Annotated in this window: 22 protein-coding genes and 2 riboswitches; of the genes, 8 read left to right on the top strand and 14 right to left on the bottom strand. The window is 66.5% G+C overall.

The genetic code is table 11. From position 1 onward, the window contains the following. The first annotated feature begins 55 nt into the window (after positions 1–55). Entirely contained in the window at positions 56–757 is a 702-nt protein-coding gene (locus tag ACYQ0L_RS12555) for a TetR/AcrR family transcriptional regulator (RefSeq protein WP_459789589.1), read from the top strand. A 45-nt stretch (positions 758–802) separates the two neighbouring features. Here the strand turns inward: ACYQ0L_RS12555 and cobU are convergent, their stop codons facing one another. From cobU to ACYQ0L_RS12510, 9 genes are read right to left on the bottom strand one after another with little or no spacing between them, the layout of a single operon-like run. Continuing rightward, the gene (gene cobU, locus ACYQ0L_RS12550) at positions 803–1,306 is read right to left on the bottom strand and encodes a bifunctional adenosylcobinamide kinase/adenosylcobinamide-phosphate guanylyltransferase (protein ID WP_459789587.1); all 504 of its coding nucleotides are present in this window, start codon (positions 1,304–1,306) and stop codon (positions 803–805) included. After that, a complete protein-coding gene (locus ACYQ0L_RS12545; RefSeq protein ID WP_459789586.1) occupies positions 1,303–2,760 on the bottom strand; it encodes a cobyric acid synthase in 1,458 nt (485 codons plus the stop codon). The genes cobU and ACYQ0L_RS12545 overlap by 4 nt, the downstream gene beginning before the upstream one ends. Beyond that, on the bottom strand, positions 2,748–3,683 hold the full coding sequence (gene cbiB, locus ACYQ0L_RS12540) for an adenosylcobinamide-phosphate synthase CbiB (RefSeq protein WP_459789585.1): 936 nt from the start codon (positions 3,681–3,683) through the stop codon (positions 2,748–2,750). The genes ACYQ0L_RS12545 and cbiB overlap by 13 nt, the downstream gene beginning before the upstream one ends. Further along, complete coding sequence (cobD, locus tag ACYQ0L_RS12535) at positions 3,676–4,659, bottom strand: threonine-phosphate decarboxylase CobD (RefSeq protein WP_459789584.1); 984 nt, start codon at positions 4,657–4,659, stop codon at positions 3,676–3,678. The genes cbiB and cobD overlap by 8 nt, the downstream gene beginning before the upstream one ends. Continuing rightward, positions 4,656–5,366: an adenosylcobinamide-GDP ribazoletransferase gene (locus ACYQ0L_RS12530; RefSeq protein WP_459789583.1), complete on the bottom strand. Its 711-nt coding sequence runs from the start codon at positions 5,364–5,366 to the stop codon at positions 4,656–4,658. The genes cobD and ACYQ0L_RS12530 overlap by 4 nt, the downstream gene beginning before the upstream one ends. After that, complete coding sequence (locus ACYQ0L_RS12525) at positions 5,363–5,938, bottom strand: histidine phosphatase family protein (RefSeq protein ID WP_459789581.1); 576 nt, start codon at positions 5,936–5,938, stop codon at positions 5,363–5,365. The genes ACYQ0L_RS12530 and ACYQ0L_RS12525 overlap by 4 nt, the downstream gene beginning before the upstream one ends. Further along, positions 5,935–6,951, bottom strand: coding sequence for a nicotinate-nucleotide--dimethylbenzimidazole phosphoribosyltransferase (cobT, locus tag ACYQ0L_RS12520; protein ID WP_459789580.1), 1,017 nt, complete (start codon positions 6,949–6,951; stop codon positions 5,935–5,937). The genes ACYQ0L_RS12525 and cobT overlap by 4 nt, the downstream gene beginning before the upstream one ends. Further along, complete coding sequence (locus tag ACYQ0L_RS12515; RefSeq protein WP_459789579.1) at positions 6,948–7,358, bottom strand: DUF1636 domain-containing protein; 411 nt, start codon at positions 7,356–7,358, stop codon at positions 6,948–6,950. The genes cobT and ACYQ0L_RS12515 overlap by 4 nt, the downstream gene beginning before the upstream one ends. Continuing rightward, positions 7,355–9,274, bottom strand: a complete 1,920-nt coding sequence (locus ACYQ0L_RS12510) for a TonB-dependent receptor plug domain-containing protein (protein WP_459789578.1) — start codon at positions 9,272–9,274, stop codon at positions 7,355–7,357. The genes ACYQ0L_RS12515 and ACYQ0L_RS12510 overlap by 4 nt, the downstream gene beginning before the upstream one ends. Before the next feature lie 172 nt (positions 9,275–9,446). Continuing rightward, positions 9,447–9,638: riboswitch (cobalamin riboswitch) on the bottom strand. A gap of 71 nt (positions 9,639–9,709) precedes the next feature. Further along, positions 9,710–9,921: riboswitch (cobalamin riboswitch) on the top strand. Between the two features lie 206 nt (positions 9,922–10,127). On the opposite strand from ACYQ0L_RS12510, the gene ACYQ0L_RS12505 reads away from it, so the two are divergent. Genes ACYQ0L_RS12505 through ACYQ0L_RS12495 form a run of 3 tightly spaced genes read left to right on the top strand, consistent with a single transcriptional unit; the run spans position 10,128 to position 12,675 of the window. Next, on the top strand, positions 10,128–10,733 hold the full coding sequence (locus ACYQ0L_RS12505; protein WP_459789576.1) for a hypothetical protein: 606 nt from the start codon (positions 10,128–10,130) through the stop codon (positions 10,731–10,733). Beyond that, positions 10,730–11,344, top strand: coding sequence for a cob(I)yrinic acid a,c-diamide adenosyltransferase (gene cobO, locus ACYQ0L_RS12500; RefSeq protein WP_459789575.1), 615 nt, complete (start codon positions 10,730–10,732; stop codon positions 11,342–11,344). Before ACYQ0L_RS12505 ends, cobO begins: the two co-directional genes overlap by 4 nt. After that, positions 11,341–12,675: a cobyrinic acid a,c-diamide synthase CobB gene (locus tag ACYQ0L_RS12495; RefSeq protein ID WP_459789574.1), complete on the top strand. Its 1,335-nt coding sequence runs from the start codon at positions 11,341–11,343 to the stop codon at positions 12,673–12,675. The genes cobO and ACYQ0L_RS12495 overlap by 4 nt, the downstream gene beginning before the upstream one ends. Here ACYQ0L_RS12495 and ACYQ0L_RS12490 read toward each other — a convergent pair. After that, positions 12,649–13,407 (bottom strand): AraC family transcriptional regulator, encoded by a 759-nt coding sequence (locus ACYQ0L_RS12490; protein WP_459789573.1) that lies wholly within the window; start codon positions 13,405–13,407, stop codon positions 12,649–12,651. The two genes, ACYQ0L_RS12495 and ACYQ0L_RS12490, sit on opposite strands and share 27 nt — an antisense overlap. Before the next feature lie 164 nt (positions 13,408–13,571). Between ACYQ0L_RS12490 and ACYQ0L_RS12485 the strand changes: the two genes are divergently transcribed. The 3 genes from ACYQ0L_RS12485 to ACYQ0L_RS12475 are packed head-to-tail and all read left to right on the top strand — an operon-like array spanning position 13,572 to position 16,127. Continuing rightward, the gene (locus ACYQ0L_RS12485) at positions 13,572–14,525 is read left to right on the top strand and encodes an alpha/beta hydrolase (RefSeq protein ID WP_459789571.1); all 954 of its coding nucleotides are present in this window, start codon (positions 13,572–13,574) and stop codon (positions 14,523–14,525) included. A gap of 1 nt (position 14,526) precedes the next feature. Then, positions 14,527–15,117 carry an FMN-binding negative transcriptional regulator gene (locus ACYQ0L_RS12480; RefSeq protein ID WP_459789570.1) on the top strand — a complete coding sequence of 197 codons (591 nt, stop codon included), beginning with the start codon at positions 14,527–14,529 and terminating at the stop codon, positions 15,115–15,117. Continuing rightward, the gene (locus tag ACYQ0L_RS12475) at positions 15,117–16,127 is read left to right on the top strand and encodes a histone deacetylase family protein (protein ID WP_459789671.1); all 1,011 of its coding nucleotides are present in this window, start codon (positions 15,117–15,119) and stop codon (positions 16,125–16,127) included. Before ACYQ0L_RS12480 ends, ACYQ0L_RS12475 begins: the two co-directional genes overlap by 1 nt. On the opposite strand, the gene ACYQ0L_RS12470 is transcribed toward ACYQ0L_RS12475, so the two are convergent. Further along, positions 16,124–18,328 (bottom strand): TonB-dependent receptor, encoded by a 2,205-nt coding sequence (locus tag ACYQ0L_RS12470; RefSeq protein WP_459789569.1) that lies wholly within the window; start codon positions 18,326–18,328, stop codon positions 16,124–16,126. The genes ACYQ0L_RS12475 and ACYQ0L_RS12470 overlap by 4 nt on opposite strands. A gap of 256 nt (positions 18,329–18,584) precedes the next feature. Here ACYQ0L_RS12470 and ACYQ0L_RS12465 point away from each other — a divergent pair, with 256 nt between their 5' ends. Continuing rightward, positions 18,585–20,741 carry a S9 family peptidase gene (locus ACYQ0L_RS12465; RefSeq protein ID WP_459789568.1) on the top strand — a complete coding sequence of 719 codons (2,157 nt, stop codon included), beginning with the start codon at positions 18,585–18,587 and terminating at the stop codon, positions 20,739–20,741. 62 nt (positions 20,742–20,803) lie between these two features. On the opposite strand, the gene ACYQ0L_RS12460 is transcribed toward ACYQ0L_RS12465, so the two are convergent. Genes ACYQ0L_RS12460 through ACYQ0L_RS12450 form a run of 3 tightly spaced genes read right to left on the bottom strand, consistent with a single transcriptional unit; the run spans position 20,804 to position 26,356 of the window. Continuing rightward, positions 20,804–22,147 carry an efflux transporter outer membrane subunit gene (locus ACYQ0L_RS12460; protein ID WP_459789566.1) on the bottom strand — a complete coding sequence of 448 codons (1,344 nt, stop codon included), beginning with the start codon at positions 22,145–22,147 and terminating at the stop codon, positions 20,804–20,806. Then, positions 22,144–25,275 carry an efflux RND transporter permease subunit gene (locus ACYQ0L_RS12455; RefSeq protein ID WP_459789565.1) on the bottom strand — a complete coding sequence of 1,044 codons (3,132 nt, stop codon included), beginning with the start codon at positions 25,273–25,275 and terminating at the stop codon, positions 22,144–22,146. Before ACYQ0L_RS12455 ends, ACYQ0L_RS12460 begins: the two co-directional genes overlap by 4 nt. Continuing rightward, positions 25,265–26,356 (bottom strand): efflux RND transporter periplasmic adaptor subunit, encoded by a 1,092-nt coding sequence (locus ACYQ0L_RS12450; protein WP_459789564.1) that lies wholly within the window; start codon positions 26,354–26,356, stop codon positions 25,265–25,267. Before ACYQ0L_RS12450 ends, ACYQ0L_RS12455 begins: the two co-directional genes overlap by 11 nt. Positions 26,357–26,493 lie beyond the last annotated feature (137 nt).

The raw sequence follows: 26,493 nt of genomic DNA, 5'->3' as shown, positions 1-26,493 counted from the left end.
CAGCGATACGCAATCGACGCTATCATTGTTCCCGTATCGTCGATAATGATTGGCCATGACGAAGGACGAAGCCACCGACACCGATACCAGGCGGGCAGTGCTCGATGCTGCTGCCGAACTCATCGCAGGCGGGGGAACAGCTGCGCTGACGACGCGCGCGATCGCCGCCAAAGCGTCGATCCAGCCGCCCACGCTCTACCGCATATTCGGCGACAAGCGCGGGCTGCTCGACGCCGTGGCACAAGACAGGCTGGCGCGGTTCGTGGCGGAAAAGGAAGCGCATCCGCCGCATCCCGATCCGGTCGAGGACCTGCGGCAGGGGTGGAGCCGCTACGTCGCCTTCGGGCTCGAGAATCCGGAGGTGTTCGCGATCATGAACGAAATCGGTTCGCCTCTGGCGCAGTCACCTGCGTCGCTGGCCGGGATGGCAGCCCTGCGCCGCCGCGTGGCGCAGATCGCGCAAGCTGGCCGGCTCCGCATTGCGGAAGAGCGGGCCGTCGCGCTGATCCATGCCTCCGCGGTCGGCATCGTGACCACGCTTCTGGCCTTGCCGCCCGAGGAACGGGACGAGCAGATGCTCGCCCTTGCGCGCGACGCGGCGACTGCTGCGATCGTGGACGAGACGGCAGCTTCGCAAGAATCCGGGCTGGCTCCCCACGCGATCGCCCTGCGCGCGCACCTCGATGACACGACCGGGCTTTCGACGGCGGAAAAATCGCTGCTGCGCGAATGGCTGGAGCGCCTGATAGAGCATTGAGCTCGAACAGTGTCCGCGTCCTCGCGAGGCGGCGGAACAGATGGATTACGGCTTCAGCACCAGCGGCAGGCCAGCCGCTACCAGCACCACCTCGTCCGCATAGCCCGCGATCCGCTGGTTGAGCAGCCCGGCCTCATCGCGAAAGCGGCGCGCCAGGGCATTGTCCGGCACGATGCCGAAGCCGACCTCGTTCGCGACCAGAGCGATCGGATGACGGCAGGCGCCGATCGCACGCTCGAGCGCGTCGACCGGCACCGGCCAATCGGCGAGGATGAGGTTGGACAGCCACAGGGTCAGGCAATCGACGAGGATTGCATCGGCCTTTGCATCCGCCTCGGCGATCGCGGCCGGCAGGTCGAGCGGAGCTTCGACGGTAAACCACCGTTCGCCGCGATCTGCACGATGGCGGTCAATCCGCTGGTGCATCTCGTCGTCACGCGCTTCCGCCGTCGCGATATAGGCAAGGCGTCCGCCGATCGCTTCGCTGCGTTGTTGCGCATACCGGCTCTTGCCCGAGCGCGCGCCTCCCAGGACCAGCAGGCTCGTCATAAAGCATTCTCCCTGGCCAGCGCGATCAGCCCGTCGATGTCGAGCGCCTCTTCCAGCGTCGCCGCGATATCTTCCAGCGCCGCGTCGACGCGCTCCGCATGCGGCTCCGCATGCGAAGGAGCGTCGATCTTCGCCAGCAACGCGCGCCGCATGGGGCCCGACTCGAGCAAACCGTGGCAATAGGTGCCCATCACCCTGCCGTCGGCGCTCTGCGCGCCATCGGACCGGCCTTCGCCCAGCGCCGCGAAGGGCCGAGTGGTATCCGGACCGCGCGTCTCGCCGATGTGAATCTCGTATCCCTCGAAAGCGGCTGACATCGCTTGGCCGCGCACCTGGTTTACCCGCTTGTCGCCGGACAGCACGGTTTCCACATCAAGCAGGCCCAGCCCCTGCGCCTGTCCCGCCGCGCCTTCGATGCCGTGCGGATCGGCGATCGAGCGACCCAGCATCTGGTAGCCGCCGCAAATCCCCAGCACTGCGCCACCGCGCCGATGGTGGGCGATGATATCGATGTCCCATCCCTGTTCGCGGATGAACGCCAGGTCGGCGATGGTGGCTTTCGAGCCGGGCAGCACGATCATGTCGGCGACCGGGATCGGCGTATCGGGCGGCACCATAACCAGTTCTACCGAGGTTTCCGACTTCAGCGCGTCGAGATCGTCGAAATTGGCGATGCGCGGCAGGATCGGGCAAGCGATGCGTTTCGGGCCGGAGCTGGCGGCTGCTGCGCGTTCGAGCACGACCGCATCCTCGCTCGGCAGGTGATGCGCTTTGGCCAGCCACGGCACCACGCCATAGCCCCGCCACTGGGTCAGCTGCTCTATGGCCGCATAGCCATCGGTGAACAGCGCGGGATCGCCGCGGAACTTGTTGACGATGAAGCCGTGGATCATCGCCGCGTCTGCCGGGTCGATCACGGTGCGCGTCCCGGCCAGTGCCGCGATCACGCCGCCCCGGTCGATATCGCCGACCAGCACGACCGGCACCTCCGCTGCGCGGGCAAAGCCCATATTGGCGATGTCGCCCGCGCGCAGGTTGATCTCAGCCGGGGAGCCCGCACCTTCGACGACCACGATATCGCACCGCGCCGAAAGCCGCCGATAGCTCTCCATCACCTCGCCCAGCAGGGCCTTGCGCGCCTGCCTGAACGATCCCGAGCCCAGCGTGCCGCGCATCTTGCCATGGACCACGACCTGCGAGGTCCGGTCCCCCTGCGGCTTGAGCAGCACGGGGTTCATGTCGACATGCAGCGGCGCCCGCGCGGCCACGGCCTGCAACGCCTGCGCGCGCCCGATCTCGCCGCCTTCGGGCGTGACGGCGGCGTTGTTCGACATGTTCTGCGGCTTGAACGGCAGCACCGCGAGCCCGCGATTGGCAAGCGCGCGGCACAGGCCCGCCACCAGCACCGATTTGCCCACGTCGGAGCCTGTTCCCTGCAGCATCAGGCCAGCCATGCAGATGTTCCCGCAATGATGAGAGTTATAACCCAAGCGAGTGAGACGATCCGGATCGCCTTGCGCAAATCGCGGGGCGTCGGCTCACCGCCATTGCCGATGAAAGGCTTGTCGTGCCCTACCCCATCGTAGCTGATCGGTCCGGCAAGGCGAACGCCGAGCGCGCCCGCCATGGCGGCCTCGGGCCACCCGGCATTGGGCGAGGCATGGCGGGCATGGTCGCGCCACAGCGTGCGCCAGCCGCGCCGCCCGGTGGTGCAGATCAGGATCGCGGCGAGGCGTGCGGGCACGAAATTTGCGAGATCGTCGATCCGCGCAGCCGCCCAACCGAAATCGCGCCACGGCTCCTCGATATGGCCGATCATGCTGTCGGCAGTGTTGATCGCCTTGAACATCCAGATGCCGGGCAGGCCGAGCACCGCGAACCAGAAGACGGGCGCGATGACACCGTCGCAAAAGCTTTCCGCCAGGCTCTCGATCGCGGCACGGGTCACGCCCGCCTCTTCCAGCGCTGCGGTATCGCGGCCCACGATCATTGCTACCGCCTGCCGCGCGGCGGGAAGATCATCTCTTGCGAGTGCGACTGCCACGGCGCGCACATGCTCGATCAGGCTGCGCTGGGCGATGGCGGGAAAGGCTAGGAGCGCGACGACTGGCCATCCGTTGTCGCCCAGCGTATGCCGGACGACGGCTTGCGCGGCCCAGGCGACCAGACCGGCAGCTGCCATGACTGCGAGCAAGGTCGCGATGCCGCCGAGGCGACGTTGCCATGCGCTGTACTGGGGCCGGTTGAGAATCTCCGCGCCTGCCGAAATGATCCGCGCAAATCCGCCGACCGGATGACCCACTCGGCGGTAGAGCCAGCCGGGCCAGCCGAACACCGCATCCAGCGCCATCGCGGCGGCGAGCACCGGATCAGCCATCGCCGAGCGCCCTCGCAACACGCTGCATCTGCGCTTCGTCGGCCGGGACGCCGAAGCGCAGCCAGTCCGGACGATCGGCGAAGGGTCGCGTCAGGATATGATGCCGGACAAGGCGATCGAACAGCGCACCCGCGTTCTCCGCACGGACGAGTCGGAACAGCGGCGACGCGCCCTGCGGCTCCATCCCATGCTGCGACAGCATCTGGTCGAACTGCGCGGCGCTGGCTGAAAGCGCGGTGCGCGTCGCGCCGATCCATGCGCTATCGGCATAGGCGCGTTCGCCGATCGCGATGCACGCGCCCGACAGGGGCCAGTCGCCCAGCAGATCGCGCAATGCCGAGATGACGTCCGGCGGAGCGATCGCGAAACCCAGCCGCACGCCCGCCAGCCCGAAGAACTTGCCGAAGGATCGCAGCACGATGAGCCGCCGCGCGGGATCGACTTGCACCCCGATGCTGAGGTGCGGCATGGTGTCGATGAAAGCCTCGTCCACGATCAGCCAGCCGCCCGCCGCCTTCTGTAGCGCGAGCCATTCGCGGAGCATCGCGGGCGATGTGACGCGGCCATCGGGATTGTTGGGATTGGCGATGACGAGCGCAGTCGCCGCGTCGTCGGCGCGGGGCGCTACCACCGGGTCCGCCTGCGCGAACATCGCGGCATGCGTGCGATAGGACGGCTCGAGATAGCGCCCCGGCAGGCCAAGGATCCTGGCGATCAGCCGCAGCCCGATCTCGCTTCCCGGCAGCGCGCAGCAGAGCGACGGATCGACGCCGAAGTACGTCGCAGCGATCCCTTCCAGCCGGGCCAGCGCCGAAGGTTCAGGCAGAGCGTGCCAGTCGAGCGCAAGATCGCGCGGCACAGGCCAGGGGCACGGATTGATCCCGGTCGACAGGTCGAGCCAGTCCGCCCTCGCCCCGCCGAAATGCGCGCATGCCGCGTCCAGCCTGCCGCCGTGCCAGTCGAACGCGCCGCTCATGATGCAGCGAGCCAGGCGAGCAGCAGCACGCTCTCGACGATCTCGATCCCCGCGCCGTGGCTGTCACCCGATATGCCGCCAAGCCGAGAGCGGACCCAGAGCGCCCACAGCCCGATGGCCGGAGCCACAACCAGCAAGGCGGGCGCAGGCCAGCACAGGATCGCAGCGACGATCATCCAGCCTGCCAGATGGTACCAGCGCAGCGCGGCAGCGAATTGCGTCCCCATGCCCTCATGCAGCGGCGGCAGGGATTTGGCCCAGAGAAGTGGCCCCATGCGGGCGATGCAGCACATCGCGGGCAACACCCACAGCGCGCCGCCCTTCGACAGCGCCGAAAGCAGCGCAAGCTTGGCGCATAGCTGCAAGCCGATGGCGACCACGCCGAAGCTGCCGATATGCGGATCGGCCAGGATCTCCGAGATCCGACTGGGGTCCTTGTGCGCCCCGCCCGATGCGTCCGCCACATCGCCCAGGCCATCGAGATGCAGCGCACCGGTGATGGCTGCCCAGGCGATCACCCCCGCCGCGCCCGCGACCAAGGGATCGACGAATCCTCCCGCCCAGACCGCACCCCAGACAACCATTCCCACGATCACGCCGGTCAGCGGAAACCAGCGCATCGCCCCCGCCATGTCGCGCATATCGGCGGCGACGGCGGGGAGAGGCACGCGGGTCATGAACTGGATTGCCAGGATGAGCGACTTCATATGCGCAGCCCGACGATCTGACCGCTTGGCGGTTCGCTCCCCACGCCGCGCCAGACACGGATCGAGAGCAACGCCCCGTAAGGCAGGTCGAACGCCCAGACGGCGCGGTGGTCCAGCCCCGTAAGGATCGAGACAGCGGCACGCATCGCCCCCGCGTGCGAGACCACTATGGCGGGTCGATCAATGTCGGCAATGGCATCGCGGACCCTGCCGAGAAGCTCGCCCCACCGCTCGCCGCCCGGCGGCGGGTGCGCATCGGGATCGGACCAGAAACCCTTGAGCTGCTGCGGGTCCAGCGCGGCGGATGGCTTGCCGTCCCATGCGCCGAAGTCCAGCTCTCTCCAGCGCGGATCGATCCGCAGCGAAAGCGCGCAGGCATCGGCAATCTCGCGCGCTGCGTCGCTCGCGCGGCTGAGATCGGACGAGACAAGTAGCTTCGCACCCAGCCCCTCCGCATGCCCCACAAGCGCCCGATGCGCGCCGGGGGCAGCCGGTTCGTCATGATGCCCCAGCATCAGGCCGGTGCGCTGCGGTGGCCCGTGACGCAGCAAGTGGAGCTCGAACGGCTTCATGTCGCCCCTGCCACCGCCGCCTCTGCGAAGGTCGCCATTCGATCATGCGCCGCAAGCGCGGAGCGGACGATCTGCACCGCGACCGCCGCGCCCGATCCTTCGCCGAGCCGCATGTCGAGCGCCAGCAGCGGATCGAGCCCGAGCGCATCGAGCAGGCGACCATGCGCATCCTCGGCGGAACGGTGCGCGGCGAGGCAGTGATCGACGATCGCCGGCGCCTCTCGCGCAAGCGGCGCAATGGCCGCGCAACCAATGAAACCATCGAGCATCACCGGAATGCGCCTGTGCCGCGCGGCGAGCACCGCGCCCGCCATCGCGGCAATCTCGCGCCCGCCGAGCCGGCGAAGCGTTTCGAAAGCACTGGTGCAGGCTGCGCCATGCAATTCCAGCGCATCGTCCACGACCGCGCACTTGCGTCCCAGTGCTTCGTGATCGACGCCGGTGCCCCTGCCGACCCATGCCGCACCGTCGCCGCCCAGTGCTGCGGCACACAGCGCTGCGGCGGGAGTGGTATTGCCGATGCCCATCTCGCCGGGAACGAACAGTTCGCATCCCTCGGGAACGGAGGCAGCACCGCGGTTCAGCGCGTCGAGGCATTCCGCCTCGGTCATCGCGGGTGCCCGCGAAATATCGGCGGTCGGCGTGTCGAGGTCGAGCGCGAGGACCGCAAGGCTGGCCCCGCAGGCGTAAGTCAGCGCGTTGATCGCTGCACCGCCATGCTCGAAGTTCGCGACCATCTGCGCAGTCACCTCTGGCGGAAAGGCGCTGACCCCTTGCGCCGCACATCCGTGATTGCCTGCGAAGACGACCGCATCGATCCGCCCCAACTGTGGTCGGGCCGTTCCCTGCCAGCCCGCCATGAAGACCGCGATCTCCTCCAGCCTGCCCAGTGAACCCGCCGGTTTGGTCAGCTCCGCCTGCCGCGCGCTCGCGGCGGCGCGCGCATCGGCATCCGGCTTGGGAAGCGTGGCGAGCGCGTGCGCGAATGCGGCTGGACCGGCGAAGGCAATCATGTCGCGATCATGCCCTCGGGCGGGACGCGCACGATGAAGTGGCCTTTCACGCCTGCAGGCCAATTCGCATAGGCGACCTTGCCATGCTCGCTTTCAGCGTGATGGGCAGCGTATTCCAGGATCGCCTCGGCGCTGTCGCGATCGGGCGTAAAGTCGCCCAGGACATAGCCGATCTTGCCCGGCCCCCGCACGTGCACGGTGCAGTGCCGCTGGCACGCGAACAGGCACGGCATCTCCTCGATCGCGATAGCGCCGTATTGCTCGCTCGCGCCCTGCGCCTCGCGCAGTGCCTGCGCCAGGCGCGCGCCGCCGCGCTGCCCGTCATCGTCTTCGCGACGATCGGCGGACAGGCGGCAGGTGCTGCACACGACGATCGATGCGCCGCTGCTGGCAGGCGCCAGCGTCACAGCCGCGCCCTCAGGCCGATATGCACGCTGCGGCCGAGCGTGCCGTATCCCTTGGCGGTGACATAGTCGGTATCGAACAGGTTCTCGACCCGGCCGTAGAGCACCAGCGATCCGCTTACCTGCCATTCACCGCGCAGGTCGGTGAGCAGATAATCGTCCAGCACGTCGCCCCCTGCCCGATCGGTGCTTTCACCGGCATAGCGCAGCGCGACGCTGAGCGAATGGCCCGCCGCTGCCTGATAGCCGATCGTACCATTGGCCAGGTAATGTGGCACGCGCGGCAATTGGTCGCCGAAGGTGGAACCCTCGGTGCGATCCTCCGCTTCTACCCAGCTGAAATTGCCGCGCGCGAAGATCGCGCCGAACCGCGCATCGCCGGAGATTTCCACGCCGCGCGCATGGCTTTGGTCGACATTGTCGTAATAGCCGAAGCGCTCCATATCGCTGCCGGGAATGAAGCACTCTGCCGGGAGTGGGGACGCGGCAGGGCAATAGGCGAAATCGATCAGGTTATCGCTGTCGCGCTCGAAATAGACGGCCGAGAATGTCAGCCGGTCATCCAGCAGATCCTGCTCGACACCCGCTTCCCACCCCTTGGCATGTTCGGGCTTCAGGTCGGCGAAGCCATACTGGCTGAACAGTTGGTAGAGCGAAGGCGCCTTGAAGCCTTCGGAATAGTTCGCCCGCAACCGCGTGCCGCGATTCCCTGGCTCGAAGCTCGCGCCCGCGCTGAACACGGTGTTGTCGCCGAAGCGGGAGTGATCGTCGTAACGCACACCGCCGTCGAGGGTCAGCCCGGCGATCGGGGTGATGCGCGCCAGCGCATAGAGGCTGTTCGTTTCGGCCTGAGCGCTTGTCACGTCGACCGGCGCATCATTGTCGCGCGGGGAGGCGGTACGCATGCGCTGCTCTTCACGCTCCGCCCCGAAGGAGACCTGCACCATATCTGACAGGGTCAGATCGCCCTGATATTCGTAGCGACGCGTACGCCCCTGCGCGTCGAAGGTCTGATTGCGGACCGATCTTGCGGGATCGAAATTGTCGCGGTCTGTGCGGGTCTCGATGAAGGCGAGCCGATTGGTCAGCCGCCCGTCCAGCACGGTCGCATTGATTCCCGCGTAGGTCGCCCAGGTCTGCGTCACGCCATAGGCGCGCGTGTCGCCCGAAGAGCCGTCGAAATCGTTGCGGCCATGCGAGTAGTAGCCGCGCAGATCGGCCGATAATGCGGGTGCTAGCTTCGCGGTCAGCGTGCCGCTTGCCGATTGCCGGTCGAACCCGTCGCGCTCGGTACCGCCGGCCCGTGCAGAGATCCCGTCGGTGGTGAAGGTGCTGCCCGCGATGCGCCAGTCGAGCACCTTGCCGCTGCCGCCGACGCCCGCGCGCGCATTCAGCGTGTTGCGCGATCCGCCCTCGATCGAGACGCGGCCCTCCAGCGGGGCGGTGGGGCGGTTGGTCAGCACGTTCACCACGCCGCCGATGGCATTGCTGCCCCACAGGATCGACTGCGGCCCGCGCAGGATCTCTACCCGCTCGATATCGTCGGCGAACAGGTTGCCGAAGTCCGCGCCGCCATCGGTGGTGGAAGCATCGGCCAGCCGCATGCCGTCGACGACCAGGACGGTCTGGCCCGGATCGGCCCCGCGCACGCGCAGCGAGGTGGATGTGCCATAGCCGCCATTGCGCGTCAGGCTGATGCCGGGCGTACGCAGGAGCACATCGGACACCGCGATCGGCTGCTCCTGCTCGATCCGTTCGAGGTCGAGCACGGTTACCGACGACGACACGCGATCGATCTCGACCGGCGTCCTGAGCGCGGAGACGACGATGGTATCCTCTGCCTCCTCCGCCTGGGCGGCGGTGGAAAGCGGCAGGACGGCGGCGAGCGCCAAGATAGAAATACGATAGTTTTCGGGCATGAACATTCCCCACAAGTGACACGACGCTCCGCTTGGATCGTGTCAGGGGGAATGACGGGAACAGGCACCGCGAGGCGCACGCACCAGCCATCCCGTCCGGCACACGCCGCACGAGGCTATGGCTGTCGTTTCTCGAGGAAGACCCCGTTCGGCCGGCACACCCTGTCCGGACGAAGAACGACGGCGTCAGGCAGGTCTCCTGGCTCGCGGGTCGATGCCGGTCGGGCCGCCTTCTCGGGCCGCTTGCGCGCCCCAATGGCATGATGGCCGATGGCTCTCCGCTCACAGTTGCAGGGGCAGCCACGGTCTTGAACCGCGTTCCCTTTCAATCCCCTCTCGGGGAACCTGAAGCTTGGCACCCGGATATGGTGCGCCAGCGTGCGTGGCAAGCCCGTTTTGCGGCCGCGAGCTCTTGCCTGCGCCGCCGATCGGCCATATCAGGGAGGTGTAACGGGTGCCCGAAAGGGCTTAATCGGGAAGTCCGGCAGGCTGGTATAACCAGCCCAATCCGGCACTGCTCCCGCAACTGTAAGCCGGTGAGCGGACCGCCATCGCGCCATTGAACGGGCATCGTGCCCTTTCGAGAAGGCGGCGGTCTCCGCGTCGAACCGGCCAGTCAGGAAACCGGCCTGTTGCCGTCGTTCTTCGCCCGGGCGGGATGTACCGGTCGAAAGAGGGTCCGATCCCTTGGTGGACGACACCTGTGTGTGCGTTGGAGGGAGAGGGCCGTCATCCGGCACTCGCGATCATATGTGCGCGCCATGGCTGCTGGTCATGGTCTCCTGTCCCGTTGCCCCGGCCCTGTCGGCCGGACGCGCCGGGCAACGCATCGTTGTATCTTCGAGGGAGTCCAATGATGTCAGAACTATCCAGCCCAGCCCCGTCCGATCACGCGATCCGGCGGTTCGACATTCTCGTCTTCGCCGCGCTTGCTGTGGTCATGCTGGCGACCCGCCCGCACTCGCTGAGCGAGTTCGTGCACCTGCCCGAAACCAGCCTCGCCAGCTTCCTCGTCGCCGGGTTCTACATTCGCCCGCGCCTCGCCTTCCCCGCACTGTTCGCGCTCGCTTTCGCGATCGATCTTGCGGTGATCGGGATCGAGGGCGGGCAGAGCTTCTGCTTCACCATCGCCTACTGGATGCTGCTGCCCGCCTATGGCGTCATGTGGCTGGCGGGGCGTTTCGCCGCCGCCCGGCTCGAGGTGAAGCCTGCACACCTGCCCGCGCTCATCGCCATCGTCGCGGGCGCAGCGTTCGTTTCCAATGCCTTTTCCAGCGGCGGGTTCTACGCGCTCAGCGGGCATTTCCCCGATGCGAGCCTGGCCGGGTGGCTGCCGCGCCTCGAACGCTATTTCCCCGGCACGCTGATCGCCACGCTGAGCTGGACCGGCATCGCAGTGGTCGCGCATGTCGCGGCGCGCAGCCTGACCGGCCAGCGCGTACCGGACAGCAACCGGTGAGCGAGGCCGACAAGGAAGAGATAGACCGCCGCCACCGTGCCCGCACGGCGAAGCACAAAGAGGTGGTCGACAAACGCATTGCAGCCGCGCAGGAGGACAAGGGCCTGCTGCTGGTCCTGACCGGAAACGGCAAGGGCAAGTCTTCCTCCGCCTTCGGAATGGTCGCGCGCACGCTTGGCTATGGCCACAAGGCGGCGGTCTTCCAGTTCATCAAGGGCAAGGAGGAAGTGGGCGAGCGCGCCTATTTCGCGCGCGACCCCAACATGCGCTGGGAACGCTGCGGCGAAGGGTTCACGTGGGAAACGCAGAACCGCGACCGCGATATCGCCGCCGCCCGTGCAGGCTGGGAAAAGGCGAAGGAGGCGCTTGCCGATCCCTCGATCCACCTCGTCGTGCTGGACGAGCTGACCTATCTGGTCACCTATCGCTATCTCGCGCTCGAAGAGATCATGCCCGCGATCGAGGCGCGCCCGCCGATGCAGCATGTCGTCATCACCGGACGCGCGGCGCATGACGTGTTTCTGGAGGCTGCGGACACCGTCAGTTCGATCCGCGATGAGAAGCACGCCTTTCGCGCCGGGATCCGCGCGCAAAAGGGCATCGATCTTTGAGCGCCAGCGCAAGCTGCCCCGCCCTGCTCGTCGCCGCGCCCGCATCGGGCCAGGGTAAGACGACGGTCACCGCAGCGCTGGCGCGCCGCTATCGTGAGCGTGGCCTACGGGTTCGCGTGTTCAAATGCGGGCCGGATTTCCTCGACCCGATGATTCTCGAGCGGGCGAGCGGGCATCCGGTCCATTCGCTCGACCTGTTCATGGTGGGCGAGGATGATTGCCGCCGCCTGCTCTACGAGGCCGCATGCGAGGCGGATGTCATCCTGGTGGAAGGCGTGATGGGCCTGTTCGACGGCGATCCGTCCGCCGCCGACATCGCCGCGCGCTTCGGCCTGCCCGTGTTGGCGGTGATCGACGGTTCGGCCATGGCACAAAGCTTCGGCGCGATCGTGCACGGTCTTGCCACCTATCGCAGCGATATCGAGCTGTACGGGGCGATTGCCAATCGGGTGGGAAGCGCCCGCCATGCCACCATGCTGGAAGACAGCGTGCGCGCGCCCGTCCGGTGGCTGGGCGCGATCGAGCGCAGTGCGGATTTCGCCTTGCCCGAACGCCACCTCGGCCTGCTGATGGCAGAGGAAATCGCGGGGCTGGACGAACGGATTGCGACGTGCGCGCGAGGGCTGCCTGACGAGGTGGACCAGCTGCCGCCGCCGGTCACCTTCAGCCCCGCTGCGGATTACGCCGCGCTTCAGGCGCACCTTGATGGACGACGCATCGCGATCGCGCGCGATGCCTGCTTCGCCTTCATCTATCCCGACAATCTGGCCGTGCTTCGCGAACTGGGCGCGGACCTCGCTTTCTTCTCCCCGCTTGGCGGAGACCCCCTGCCCGATTGCGACGCATTATGGCTGCCCGGCGGCTATCCCGAACTCCATGCCGAAGCGCTGGCGAACAATCGCGCGTTTATGGATGCGCTGCGGGCCCATCACGAACAGGACAAGCCGATTCTGGCCGAATGCGGCGGCATGATGGTCTGTGCGCAGGAGCTGGAGACGATCGACGGGCAGGCCCACCCCATGGCGGGGCTCCTCCCCGGTCGCACGATCATGCAATCACGGCTCGGCGGTCTCGGCCTGCAGGAGTGCCCGTGGCCCGGCGGCACGCTGCGCGGGCACGGCTTTCACTATTCGCGGATCGAGACCGATCTCGCGCCCTTCGCCCAGACCCGCAATCCCAACGGCGGACGCAGTGAGGCGCTGTTCGTGCGCGGATCGCTGCGGGCGAGCTATGTCCATTCCTACTTCAGGTCGGGCGGCGCGGCGGCCTCCGCACTCTTCAGGCAGACTGCCGCCGGAGCCCCCTCACGGCTCGAGATATTGGCGGGGTGACTGGCCGAAGGTGCGGCGGAACATGGCGCTGAAACCGCTCGCGCTTTCGTACCCCACTTCGTACGCCGCGCGGGTGATCGACATGCCTTCGCTCAACAGGGAAAGCGCTTCCATCAGGCGGACCTGTTGGCGCCACACCGCCAGCCCCATCCCGGTTTCCGCCTTGAAAGAGCGGGTGAAGGTCCTGCGCCCCATGCCGATTTCGCTCGCCCACTCGTCGATATCGCGGTTGCAGGATGGGTCCTTGAGAAGCGCCTCGCAGACCTTCAGCAGGCGCGGATCGCGCGGCATGGTCACCTGATAAGGTGCATCCGGCATCCGCTCGATCTCTTCCAGCAGCAGTGCGATTATTCGCCCGGCGCGACCGGTGTCGGCTGCCTGCGGATCGAGCCGCGCCGTCTCAAGGATCAGCGCTTTCAGAAAATCGGAGACCTCGAAGGCCCGGCAATCGTGCCCGCGGGCGTTGAGTTCGGGCTTGAGATACAGCGTGCGCAGCGAAACCGGCCCGCGGCAATAAACCTCGTGATCGGTGTGCGCCGGGATCCACACCGCGCGCTGCGGGGGGATGACATAGCTGATATCGGGCGTGCGCACCGACATCACCCCGGCAGAGGCGTACAGCACCTGGATATGATCGTGGTGGTGGAGCGGATCGAGATATCCTGCCGGATATTCGTCGACCAGAACGACGACCGGCTGGTTTCTCGCGAGAATGTCGAAGCTGTGCTGCATTGGACCTTCGCTATTCCGGGCGGACTGAACGGCACCGGCAGATATATTGCAAGTGCGAGACAGGGCTTGGCCTGATCGTGCGCGTCATTGACCCGTCCGGAGTAGAGATGACGCCGCGCTCCCCCTAGCCGATACCGGAAGGTCGAAGGATAAAGGATTGGTCTATGGGCAAGTTCGAACCGGGCAGCGCTCAAGTCGATCCGGACATCGCCACGTTCGTTGCCAGGGTGGCCAAGGCCTATGCCGAACATAGCGCACCCGGGACAGCCGATCCGGATGACCGCCGCGCGATTGCCGAGCGCGTGCGCGAAGAGTGGCGCAGCGGCGGCCCGGCCATGGCGGAAACGCGGACATGGACCCGGCGGGGCCTGCGCACGCGCCTGCACCGCCCCGTCGAAGGGGAGGACCTGCCGGCCTTCTTCTATATCCATGGCGGCGGGTGGACGATCTTCAGCATCGACACGCACGACCGGCTGATGCGCGAGTATGCGGCGCGCGCGGGGATCGCGGTGATCGGCATCGATTACAGCCTCGCCCCCGAACATCGCTACCCTGTCGCCCTCGACGAAGTCGTCGAAGCGCTCGACTGGCTGGAGTGCGAGGGCGAGCAGATCGGCATCGATCCACGGCGCATCGCCATTGGCGGAGACTCCGCAGGGGCCAACCTTTCGGTCGCGGCATGCCTGCGGCGGCGCGATGCGGGGCGCCGGAAGCTTGCCGGCATGGTGCTCAACTACGGCGCCTTCGACCCCCGCCACCGGGACAGCTACGACATCTTCTCCGGCCCGCAATACACCCTCGAAGCCGAGGAGATGGATGCATTCTGGCGCGGCTACGTCACCAGCGAGGACGAACTCGACGATCCGCTCGTCGCGCCGATCCGAGCCGAGCTGCGCGGTCTTCCGCCCGCGTTCGTGGGCATTGCCGAGTGTGACATCCTGGCCGACAGCAACGTTGCCTTCGCCGACAAGCTGGAGTCCGCAGGCGTGCCGGTGGAGCGTGCGATCTATCGCGGGGCCACACACAGTTTCCTCGAAGCGGTGGCGATCGCCCCGCTCGCCAATCGGGCGCTTGCACAGCAGTCGCAATGGCTGGCCGAACGGCTCGGGATGTCCTGACATGGCGGGGCAAGAGCCGGACATGGCGGACCGCATCGCGCGCCTCGTCAGCGAATATCCGCTCGCCTGGGTGGTCTCGCGCGCGTTCAACGCCAGCCCCCTGCCCCTGCTGGCCGAGCGCAACTCGAAGGGCGAGATCAGCGCATTGTTCGGCCACTGCGCACGCGGCAATCCGCTCTACGAGGATTTCAAGCTCGATGCCTCTGGGCTGGTCCTGTTCAACGGGCCAGAAGGCTACATCTCGCCCCGCCATATCAGCGAAACCGACTGGGGCCCGACCTGGAACTATGCCGTTCTGCGCTTCAAGGTCGAAATCGAATTCCGGCCCGAAGAGACGCGCGCTTCGGTGGAACGTCTGCTCGATCATCTTGAAGGCCGCGAGCCCGGCCGCTGGACGACGGCGGAACTGGGCGCGCGCTATGAGGGCATGCTCGACCGGATCATCGCCTTTCGTGCACATGTGTGCGATTGGACGCCCGTCTTCAAACTGGGACAGGACGAGAAAGCGGATGTCTTTGCGCAGATCGTCGCCAATCATCCGGACCGGCAATTGACGAACTGGATGCGCGAAATGGTGGAAGGAATGGCATGATCAAGGCAGTCTTCGATGAGCGGCAGCTGGCGCACGCGCCGGTGCGCGAGCTTCATAACGGGGACTGGACCGACTATGCCGAAGTTCCTGGCCGGGCGCGCGACATCGCCGCCCTGCTGGAATGCCGCCCCCCGCGCGATCACGGCCTCGAGCCTATTCTGGCGGTGCATGACGAGGCCTACGTATCCCTCCTGAAGCGTGCCTTTGCCGAATGGCAGGCCGCGGGACGTGATGGCGACGCGATCGGATATACCTTCCCGGTGGTCCGGCGCCGCGATCTTGCGCTCGACCGGATCGACGCGCAGCTCGGCCGCTACAGCTACGATGCGGGCACCCCGATCGCGCAGGGCACGTGGGACGCGGCCTACTGGTCGGCCCAAACCGCGCTGTCCGCCTTGCAGGACATGACCGATGCGGGAGAACGCAGTGCCTTCGCGCTGTGCCGCCCGCCCGGCCATCATGCGGGGCCGGACTACATGGGCGGCTATTGCTACCTCAACAACGCGGCCATCGCGGCCCGGCAGGCGAGTTCGCTTGGCCTCGGGCCGGTCGCGGTGCTGGATGTCGACTACCACCACGGCAACGGCACGCAGGACATCTTCTGGCAGGACGGATCGGTCTTCTTCGCCTCGATCCACGCCGATCCGGCGACCGACTACCCGTTCTACTGGGGCCATGCGGACGAGTGCGGCGAAGGCGAAGGCGAAGGGAGCACGCTCAACCTGCCCCTGCCGCGCGGCACCGGTTGGGCCACGTATCGCGATGCGCTTTCGCAGGCGAGCGAGGCGATCGCAAACTGGGGCGCGAAGTTCCTCGTCGTGTCCTTCGGGGCGGACACCTTCGAAGGCGATCCGATTTCAGCCTTCAAGCTTTCGTCGGCGGATTTTCCCGCACTGGGCAGGCAGATCGCGGCCATCGGATTGCCGACGCTGGTGGTGATGGAAGGCGGCTACGCAGTCGACGACCTGGGTCGCAACGTAACCGCCTTCCTCGATGGCCTGAGGTCCTAGAAGAGGTCGTACCGCAGGCTCGCCCCAATCGTGCGGGGCCGCGTGACCGATCCTGCGAAGCCGAAAGGTGCGTTCAGGATCGCGTATTCGTCGAACAGGTTTTTCACGAACACGCCCAGCTCGAGCCCTTCGGTCACCGCGATGTCGGCATTGATGTCGACCAGGTGATAATCGCCCTTCGTCGTCGGATCGCCGAAAGCGACAGGCGCTTCCGAGAGGTAGCGATGCGCAATGCCCAGCCGCGGCTTCATCGGTGAGTCTGGCAGGCGGAAATCGAGCCGGTTCGAAATGGTCCAGTCCGCTGCACCCGGCAAGGTACTGCCAGCTGCATAACCGCCACCGGGTACATCGGTCGAAGGCAGCAGTTCGGACAGCCGGGCATCGCTGTAGCTGACATTGCTCGACAGTGAGAAGAACCGTGCCGGCGTCATGCTCAGTGAGAATTCGACCCCGTCGATCTCGGCCCCGCCGCCATTGGTCGTGTAGGCTTCGTAGGTGACGGGCACGAACAGGCGCGCCTGAATATCGTCCCAGTCGATGTGATAGGCCGTCGCTTCGAGCGAGAGCAGACCGGGCACCGGCTGGTAACGCACGCCAATTTCGTAGTTCTGCGTCGAGTCGCTCTCGAAATTGAGCGGCGTGTCCGCAGCAGCCGAATAGACGTTGATGCCACCGATGCGGAAGCCCTTGGAATACAGGGCGTAGATCATGAAGTTGTCGTTGGGCTGGTAGCTGAGCGAGGCCTTGGGAACGAACCCGCTCTCGGTCTGCTCGCCCGGCTGGTAGTCGAACGGGTCGACCAGATTGGCGTTGGGCAGGAACTGCAGCCGCGGTTCGGAACGGTATTCGAACAGGCGGCCACCCAGCGTCAGGGTGAGCACGTCGGCTAGCGTATAGGATGCCTCGCCGAACAGCGCGATCTCACGGACATCGCTGCTGCTGACCGTGCGCTGCACGAAGTCGCCCGGCGCGATCTCGCTGGCGGGCCGTCCGCCGAATTCACCGGGATTGGCGTCGATATAATCGCCGATGCCCTCGATATAGACGCGATCGGTGCTGTCACCCTCCAGCTTGGTGAAGTTGCCGCCGATCAGCCATGTCAGCGGCCCCGGCTCGGACGAAGTCAGCCGCGCCTCGGCGTAGTAGGTCTCGGACTCGCCCGCCGAGCCGGACAGCTGCGCGGTATCGGTGCGCGGATCGATCCCGACGAAGATCGAATCGTCGAAGGCAAGGTCGTTCTCCTTGCGGGTATAGCTGCCGATGCCGGTCAGCGTCGCAAAGCCGAGCTCCTGCTCGATCCGCAGGCTGTGGAGCTGGAAACTGGTGTTCTGGTATTCGGGCACATTGGTGCGGCGCTCGAACGGGCCGAAGTCGTCGCGGAATTCCACATAGGTCTGATCGTCGAGCTCGTACTCCTGGTACATGCTCATCGCCGAGACCGTTGTCATCGCGCTTGGCGTCCACACGATCGAACCGCGCAGGCCACGCACGCGCAGGTCATTGCTGCCATCGACGCCGGTGCCCGTATTGTCGAGATAGCCCGCATCGTAGCGCTGGAGCGCGACGACGCGAACCGCCAGCTTGTCCTCCACGATGGGCACGTTGACCATGCCCTTGATCGCGGAATTCGCCTCGCCTGCGTTACGAGTGGAGGAGACAACCCCCTCGAACCCGGCGTCGAAACCGCCGGTATCCGCCTCGTTCGGGACGTAATTGATCGCGCCGCCGAGCGAGGACGAGCCGAACAGCGTGCCCTGCGGGCCGCGCAACACTTCGACCTGGGCAAGATCAAACGTGTCGACATCGGGAATGACGATCGGGAAGCCCGGCTCCACGAGCGGGATCTGATTGAGGTAGTAGCCGGTCGTGGCCTGATTGGCCTCGTGATAGGTGGTCGAAGCAACGCCGCGGATCACGACTTCGGAGACGCCGGGCTGGTAGTCGTTGAAGACCACCCCGGGCACGCGGGTGATATAGTCGGACAGGCTTTGCGCGTTGAGTTCGTCAAGTTCCTCCGCAGTAACCGCCGTGATGGAGGCGGCCACGTCTTCGATTCGCTCGGCGCGTTTGGTCGCCGTGACGACGATCGTCCTTCCCTCTGCCACCTCGGTCTCGTTCGCCTGCTGAGCCAACGCCGGTTGCGAGAGCGCCAGAAGCGAAACGCCTCCGGCGAGAGCGATCGAGAATTTCCCGGATTTCATGCTGTGCCTCCCTCTGAGTACGCCGTGATGCTATCAGCAGGCTCTGTGGCCCGAAGTTGAGGGTGGGTCAGATTGTTGCTCGATTGGGCCATAGCACGCAGCATTCCTTCATCTGTAACCTGAAAACCGCAGTTTGCGTCGCTTGTGGCCCGATCTGTGCGATGACCGGCCCGGATCAGCGCGCCTTCCCACGAAGCCCGAGCCTAGGATCGCTTCGATGACGAATTTTTCACCATCCCGTATGACGAGGCGCAGCATGCTCCTCGGCACCGCTGCCGCCGCTTTCATGACTACCGGCTGCGTCGGCCCTGCCATGCGCTCCGGCCGATCCTCAGTATCCGGCTGCTGGCCCAACGCGTCGCCGCCCGCCGCACCGCGTATGGATCACTGGATCGAACAGCTCGGAAGGCGCCGCAACGATCCCTATTCGTGGATGAAGTTCATCCCCGAAGAAGGCGTGCGTTCGCTCGAAAACCTGCCGCCAAGGCTCGCTGGCCATCTCCAGCAGGAAGCGGACTACGCACACGCGATGCTGCACCCGCTCGAGCCACGGCGCGATGCATTCGTTTCGGCCATGCTCGCACGTTCCGGCAATGCGCAATCCGATCCGCCGCTGATGCGCGAGGAGTGGCTCTATTACAGCTACGTTCCGCAAGGCGCGGCGCGCCCGGTCCATGTTCGGCGCAGGCCCGGCGGGGCCGAGCAGGTTCTGATCGACGAGGCCGTGCGGGCACAGGGCCATGCCTATTACCGGGCGACCGATTTCCAGCCGAGCCCCGACCACCGCTATTACGCCTGGGCCGAAGACGTGGTCGGCAACGACCGCCACCGTATCTGCATCCTCGATACGCAGAACGGGTCGGTCCGCGTGCTCGTGCCGGGGGACGCCTATGGCTATGGCGGTCTCACCTTCGCGCCGGAATCGGACAACCTTTTCTGGATCTGGCGCGATGCGCGCAACCGCCCCACTCGCCTGTATCGCAGCCCGGTCGATGGCGGCGATGCCACGCTCGTCTATGAAGAGCGCGATCCCGCGATGTTCATGCAAGTCCACCGCACCGCAGCCGGCGGGTTCGTGGTGCTGGAAATATCCGGGCCCGACACCTCCGAGGTTCGCCTGATCGCGCGCGGTGCGGAAGGCCGATCCCCCCGCGTTGTGCGCGAGCGGGCCGACGGCATCATCTACTCGGTCCATGAATGGAACGGGCAGCTGCTGATGCTGACCAATATGGACGGCGCGTTCGATGGCAAGCTGGTGCTGCTCGACCCGCAGACGCTGGAAACCGGGGCCACGATGGTCCCGCACCGTCCGGGCAGACCCATTGTCTCGCTGCTGCCGTTCGCGGCCGGGATGGTCCGGCTGGAGCGTGCTGACGGGCTGCATCGGCTCGTCCTGATGCAACCCGACGGGGCGGAGCGCGAGATCGGCTTCGATGCGCCGGCTTTCGCGCTCACCCTTCCCGAAGGGCAGGACTATTCGGTATCCTCGGTGCGGGTCGGGATCGAGACCCCTGCCCGGCCGATGGCCTGGTACGATATCGACCTCGCCTCGGGCGAGCGCGAGCTGGTCGGGCAGACCGAGCTGCAAGATTACGATCCCGATGCCTACCGGGTCGAACGGACGCAGGCCCAGGCGGCCGATGGTACGATGGTGCCCGTGACGGTTCTTTCCCGACGCGACCGGCCCCGTGATCCGTCCGCCCCGCTGCTCTTGTACGGCTATGGCGCCTATGGCGTGTCGAGCGAGCCGGTCTTCTCGCTACCCGCCACCGTGCTGGTCGATTCCGGCTGGGTCTATGCGATCGCGCATGTCCGCGGCGGCGGCGAGGAAGGGCGGCAGTGGTTCCTCGAAGGGCGCCGCTTCCAGAAGCGCAATTCGATGACCGACTTCATCGCCTGCGCGCGCCATCTCGTGGCGCAGGAGCGCTGCGCGGCGGACAAGCTCGTCGCCTACGGCCTCTCCGCCGGGGGGCTGCTGGTGGCCGGGGCGATGAACATCGCGCCCGAAATGTGGGCGGGCGTGATTGCCAAGGTGCCCTTCGTCGACATGCTCAACACCATGAGCGATGCCGATCATCCGCTGGTCCCGTTGTTCCGCCCGGACTGGGGCGACCCGCTCGCCGATCCGCAGGCTTACGACTACATCGCCTCGATCTCACCCTACGAGAACGTGAAGCCGGTGCCCTACCCCGCGCTTCTGTGCACGGCAGGGCTGAAGGACGACCGGGTCGCCTACTGGGAACCGGCCAAGCTCGTTGCGCAGGTCCGCCATCGCACCACGAACAGCGAGCCAGCGATCCTGCACGTCGATCCCGATGCCGGGCATCAGGGAAGCGCCGACCTTCGCACGGAATATAGCGAGATGGCCATGTTCTGGGCGTTCGCGGAAAAATGCGTGGCGGACTGCGCGTGACACGCCCCAACTAGGTAGCCGTCAGACGATGGCGGGCGGACGCCGCCGACCGGCCGTTGCGCTCAGGTTCCGACCGCCGAGTGGAACGCGATCAGCGCGCTCGCCCGTGCCGCCTCGCTGTCGATCAGCGACTGGCGGCTCGCGATCAGCTGGCGCTGGGCATCGAGCACGTCGAACAGGGTCGTCAGACCTTCGCGATAAAGCGCGTCCGACTGTTCCAGCGCGGTTTCGCTCTGTTCAATCGCCTCGCCCAGCGCATCGATCCGCTGCCCGTTCGCGTCGAGCGCGACGAGCGCGTTCTCGACCTCCCCCAGCGCTTCGAGGAACGTCAGCCGGTATTCGCCGAAGCGCGCATCCGCCTGCGCCTTTGCCGCGTCCACCTCTGCACGCCTGCGGCCTCCGTCGAACAGCGGCAAGTCGAGCGCGGCGCCGATACTCGCGATGAATTCGTCGAGGATGCCGCCGATACTGCCATCGCCCAATGTCACGCTTGCCGGGATGGTCAGCGAGGGGCGCAGGTCCGCCTGCTCTGCCCCGACGATCGCAGACGCACGCAGCAGCGCCGCCTCAGCGGCGAGCACATCGGCCCGGCGTCGCAGCAGATCGGCAGGGGTGCCTGCGGGCGGCCCGCCGGCATAATCGGGGATCGTCGTTTCGCCCGGCGCGGGCGGCGGCGTGAACAGCCCCGGCGATTGCCCGAGCAGGATCGCCAGACGGTTGGCGGCCCCAGCCCGCGCGATCTCGATCAGGCCGCGCCGGGCGCGCGTCTGCGCCAGATCGGCGGCCGCACGCCGCACGTCGAGATTGGCGGCAAGCCCGGCCTCGAACCGCAGGGTCACGATCCGGAGCGTGCGCTCCTGCAATTCGGTGGACTGCGCCAGCAGCTCCAGCTGCGCGCCGGTGCGGCGATATTCGATATATTGCGCGGCGATGGCGGCGGCGACGAGTCTGCGCTGGTCCGCCAGGACATACTCTGCCTGCGCGTAGTCGGCGGCGGCGGCGCGAATTTGCGCCGAGAGACGCCCCGAAATGTCCGGATCGAAGGTGCCCAGCAAGCCGATCCCGGCAGAGTCGCTGTCCGACGTGCCGAGGCCGATCGCCGCATCCGCCGCTCCGTCGAGGCGCGGCAGGCGATCCGCACGCTCTGCCCGCAGCAGCGCATCCGCCGCGCGAAGGCGATCGCGGGCGATGGCAATGTCGAGATTGGCGGCGAGGCCCTGCGCGACCAGATCGTTGAGCACCGGATCGCCGAAGCCCTGCCACCAGTTCTCTGCCACCCCGCTCGGCGGCAGATCGCCCGCGTAGACCTGCGGCGCGATGAGCGGACGATCAACCGGATAGGGATCGGACGTGGCGCAGGCCGTCAGCGTGGCGGCGGCAAACAGGAGAGCGATAGAGCGGATCATGCGGGCGCTACCGTCATATCCTCGTCCAGTGAATCGATCTCTTCGCGCAGCTTGGCAAGATCGACGCTGCGCGGCCGGCCGAAGCGGGCGATGGCGAGATAGAGCACCGGCGTCAGGAACAAGGTGAAGATGCTCGCAATGCCAAGCCCGCCGAAGATCACCCAGCCGATCGACTGGCGTGCCTCGGCCCCCGCGCCGCTGGCGAGGATCAGCGGCAGCGCGCCGATCACGGTGGAGATCAGGGTCATGGCGATCGGCCGTAGGCGGATCGCGGCGGCCTCTTCCACCGCCTCGCGCACGCTGCGACCCTGATGGCGCAGCTGGTCCGCGAACTCGACGATCAGCACGCCGTTCTTGGCCATAAGGCCAATCAGCATCACCAGACCGATCTGCGAGTAGATGTTGAGCGAGACGCCCGACAGGAACAGCGCAAACACGGCGGCTGCCAGCGCGAAGGGCACGGTCAGCACCACCACCAAAGCGCTGGTAAGGCTTTCGAACTGGGCCACCAGAACCAGAAAGACGATCGCGAGGGCAAACCCGTAGGTCAGCGCCAGCGCGTTGGAGCTTTCCTCCAGGCTCTGCGCGTCGCCCTGCAGCAGCATGTCGATGTCCTCTGCCACCGTCCCGTCCGCCAGCCGCTCGATCTCGTCGACTGCATCGCGCAGCGGCGTGCCTGCCGCGATATCGGCATCGACCTCGATCGCGCGGCGCTGCTCGGTCCGGTCGAGCTCGGCGGCAATGCCCTGTTCGACGATCGTGGTGAGCGCCGATAAGGGCACCAGGGTATTGCCGCCCGCCTCTCCGGCCGATCCGCGCACGTACAGGTTGCGCAGGTCGTTGGGGTTGGTCACGCTGACCGCTTGCGCGGTGAGGAAGATCGGCACCGCCTGATCGCCGACGTTCAGATCGACCAGTTCCTCCCCGCCAACCATTGCGCGCAGCGTTTGCGACAGATCGTCAAGATCGACGCCGAGGTCCGACGCGCGCTGGCGGTCGATACGGACCGAAAGCTGCGGCTGGGTCGGCTGGTAGGAAATGTCCGCGTTGGAGAGAATGTCGGACTGCGTATCGATCGCAGTCGCCAGCGCATCCGCGCTTTCGTAGATACGGTCGTACTCAGGGCCGGTCAGCGCGACCTGCAGCCCCTCTCCCCCGCCACCGAAGCTGAGCGTGCCCCGTCCGCGCGCATTGGTGCGCGATCCGGGAATTTCCGCCAGCGGACCGTTCAGGTCCTCTACAATCTCGGTCTGGCTGCGATCGCGATCGCCCCAGTCGGCCAGCTGCGCGGTCACTCGCACGCGGTTGGGATCGTATCGCCCGACGATCGAGAACGTGCTCTCGATCTCGCTACTGTCGACGAAAGGCTGGAGCACCTGCTCGATCTCGTCCAGCTCGCGGTCCATGAAGACGAGGCCGACGCCATCGGGCCCGGTCGCATCGACCGTAACGACCCCGCGATCCTCGTCCGGCACCAGTTCGTTGTCGAGCTGGGTGTAGAGAAACCCGGCCAGACCCGCTACCAGCACAGAGCCGACGATCATCGATCGCGGCGCGTCGAGCGCACGCTTCAGAAGCCGATCATACCGCCCGGTGACAGCGCTGCCGAAGCGCGACAGGCGGCTCTTGCCGGCTTCATCGCCTTCTTCTTCGTCACTCGTCAGATCGAACTTCGCGGCCAGCGCGGGCACCAGCGACAGCGCAACGAAGCTGGACAGGATCACCGCCACCGCCAGCACAAAGCCGAATTCACGGAATAGGCGGCCCGTCTCCGACGGCAGGAAACTGATCGGCACGAATACGGAGACGAGCACGGCGGTGGTCGCGACGACCGCGAAGAACACCTGCCGCGTGCCGACCACCGCCGCCGCGCGCTTGCCAAGCCCCTTGTTCTGCAAGCGCTGGCAGTTTTCCAGCACGACGATCGCATCGTCGACGATCAGCCCCGTCGCCAGCACCAGCGCCAGCAGGGTCAGCAGGTTGATCGAGAAGCCCATCAGCCAGATGCCCGCGATCACGCCCACCAGCGCCACGGGGATGGTCGTGCTGGGGACCATCGTCGGTCGCCAGGCGCGGAAGAAGACCAGCATCGTGGCGACCACCACGAGGATCGTGAAGCCAAGCGTGATCAACACCTCGCGCACCGAGATACGGATGAACTCCGCATCGTCGGAGACGATCTCTACCTCGATATCGTCGAACCGCCGGTTGACCCGTTCCACCGCCTGGCGGATCGAGTCTGAAATCTCGATTGTGTTCGAACTGGCCTGCCGGACCACGCCCAGCCCGATGATCGGCCGCCCGTCCAGCCGCACAAAGTTGGTGGCATTGGCGGGCGCAAAATCGGCCTGCGCGACGTCACCGATCCGCACATTGCCGCTGATGACCACGTTTTCGATCCGGTCGGGCTCGGTCGCGCTTGCGTCCGCCCGCACGACCAGGCTCTGGGCATCGGACCGGAAGGAGCCGACCGGTACGTCGAAGGGTGCGTTCTCCAGCGCATCGGCGACATCGGTCAGCGTCAGGCCGAAGCGGTTGAGGCGCAGCGGATTGACCGCGACGCGCATCTGCCGCTCGCGCGCGCCGAACGGGTCGATGCTGGCCACGCCCTCCGCAGTCAGCAGTTCGGGAATGATGTCATTGTCGACCAGCCGGGTCAGTTCGGCCTGATCATAGGCGCTGCTCAGCACCGCGAGCGTCATGATCGGCTGCGCGTCCTGATCGGCCTTCACCACCGTCACCTGCTCGACCCGCTCGGGCAGATCGCGCTGGGTCCGGCTGACCGCCTCGCGCACGTCGGTTGCCGCTGTGTCGAGGTCGACGCCCGGGTTGAACTCGACCCGGATGCGCGAATTGTTCTCCTCGCTCGAAGAGCTGATCTGGCGCACGCCGGAAACACGCGCGACCGCATCTTCAAGGATACTGGTAACCTCCGCATCCATCGTTTCGGGCGCAGCGCCGGGCAGACTGGCAGTGACCGAGACGATCGGCCGGTCGACATTGGGCAGCTCGCGCACCTCCACGCCGATCAGCGCGGCGATCCCCGCGATGACGATCAGCAGGTTGAGAACGCCGATCAGCAGCGGTCGTTTGACCGCCAGCATGGGCAGATCGAACCTAGTCGCCATCGCCGCCGCGCGTCGGCGCCTGCTCTACGCGGACATCCTGTTCGGGCTGGCGTGCCTGGCGGACGAGGCGGATGTCCTGCCCGTCGCGTACCTTCTGCACGCCTTCCACGATCACCCGGTCGTTGCGGGCGATCCGCCCGTCGACGAACACCCGGCCATCGCGGCGCGAAGTGATGGTGACGGGCACGCGCACCGCCTTGCCTTCGCGCACCAGGAACAGGTGCGATCCCTCCCCGCCCCAGACGATCGCCTCTTCGGGCAATGCGGCGCGCATCGTGCCGCTCTGGGTAAACCGGACGCGGAAGCTCATCCCGGGGCGCAGCTTGTCGTCGCGATTGGGTATGGCGGTGCGCACGATGAAGTCGCGGCTATCCTGCGAAACGCGGTTGTCGGTCGCGATCACTTCGGCCTCGATCGTGCGTCCCGGTTCGGAGAATGGCGTCACCTCGACCGTGTCGCCCGGGCTCAGGTTCGCGAACACTTCTTCGGGGGCGGGAAAATCGACATAGAGCGTCCCGCGCTGGTCGATCTGCGTGATCGGGGTGGAATCATTGACGCGGTCGCCCGCATCGATCTCGGTCAGGCCGACATGGCCGGAGAACGGCGCGCGCACCGTCCGATCGGCGAGCGCCGTCTCCGCCTGGCGCAATTGCACACGCGCGGCGGCGAGCGCGGTTTCGCCCGCCTCGATCTGGCTTTCGGAAATCGCGCCGGTATCCTCGATCCGGCGATATCGTCCCAGCAGCTGGTCCGCCTCCCGCACGGAAACCCGCGCGGCTTCGACACCGAGCCGCTCGGACCTGTCGTCGAGTTGCAGCAGCGGCGCGCCGCTGCGCACGTAGTCGCCCGCGCTGAACAGCACGCGGGTGACGCGGCCCGCTGTCTCGGGATATAATTCGGCGGAGGTTGCGGCCCGCGCGTTGCCGATCGCTTCGACCTGCGAGCGCTCGGGAAGAAAGCGTATCTCCTGCGCGACCACCGGAACCGCCTCCTGCTCCCGCTCTTCCTCCGCAGAGGCACAGGCGGCAATAAGCAATGCAGCACAGCCGAGCGCCGCGTTTCGGAGGAACGGTCGGATCATTAATTCCCGTCTATTGCAGGTAAGGCGCGGCTTAAAGCCCTTCGTCGTCCACAATGCTCCAGGCAACACCGCCTATAGGCGGGGGTCACCCGATTTTGCCCGCTTTAACTTTGTGCATTCGCGCAAAGTGGGCGTCG

It is taken from the genome of Alteriqipengyuania triglochinis, from assembly GCF_054655655.1.
The sequence above is the reverse complement of the archived record's forward strand: the minus strand, read 5'-3'. Positions and strand labels throughout refer to the sequence as shown.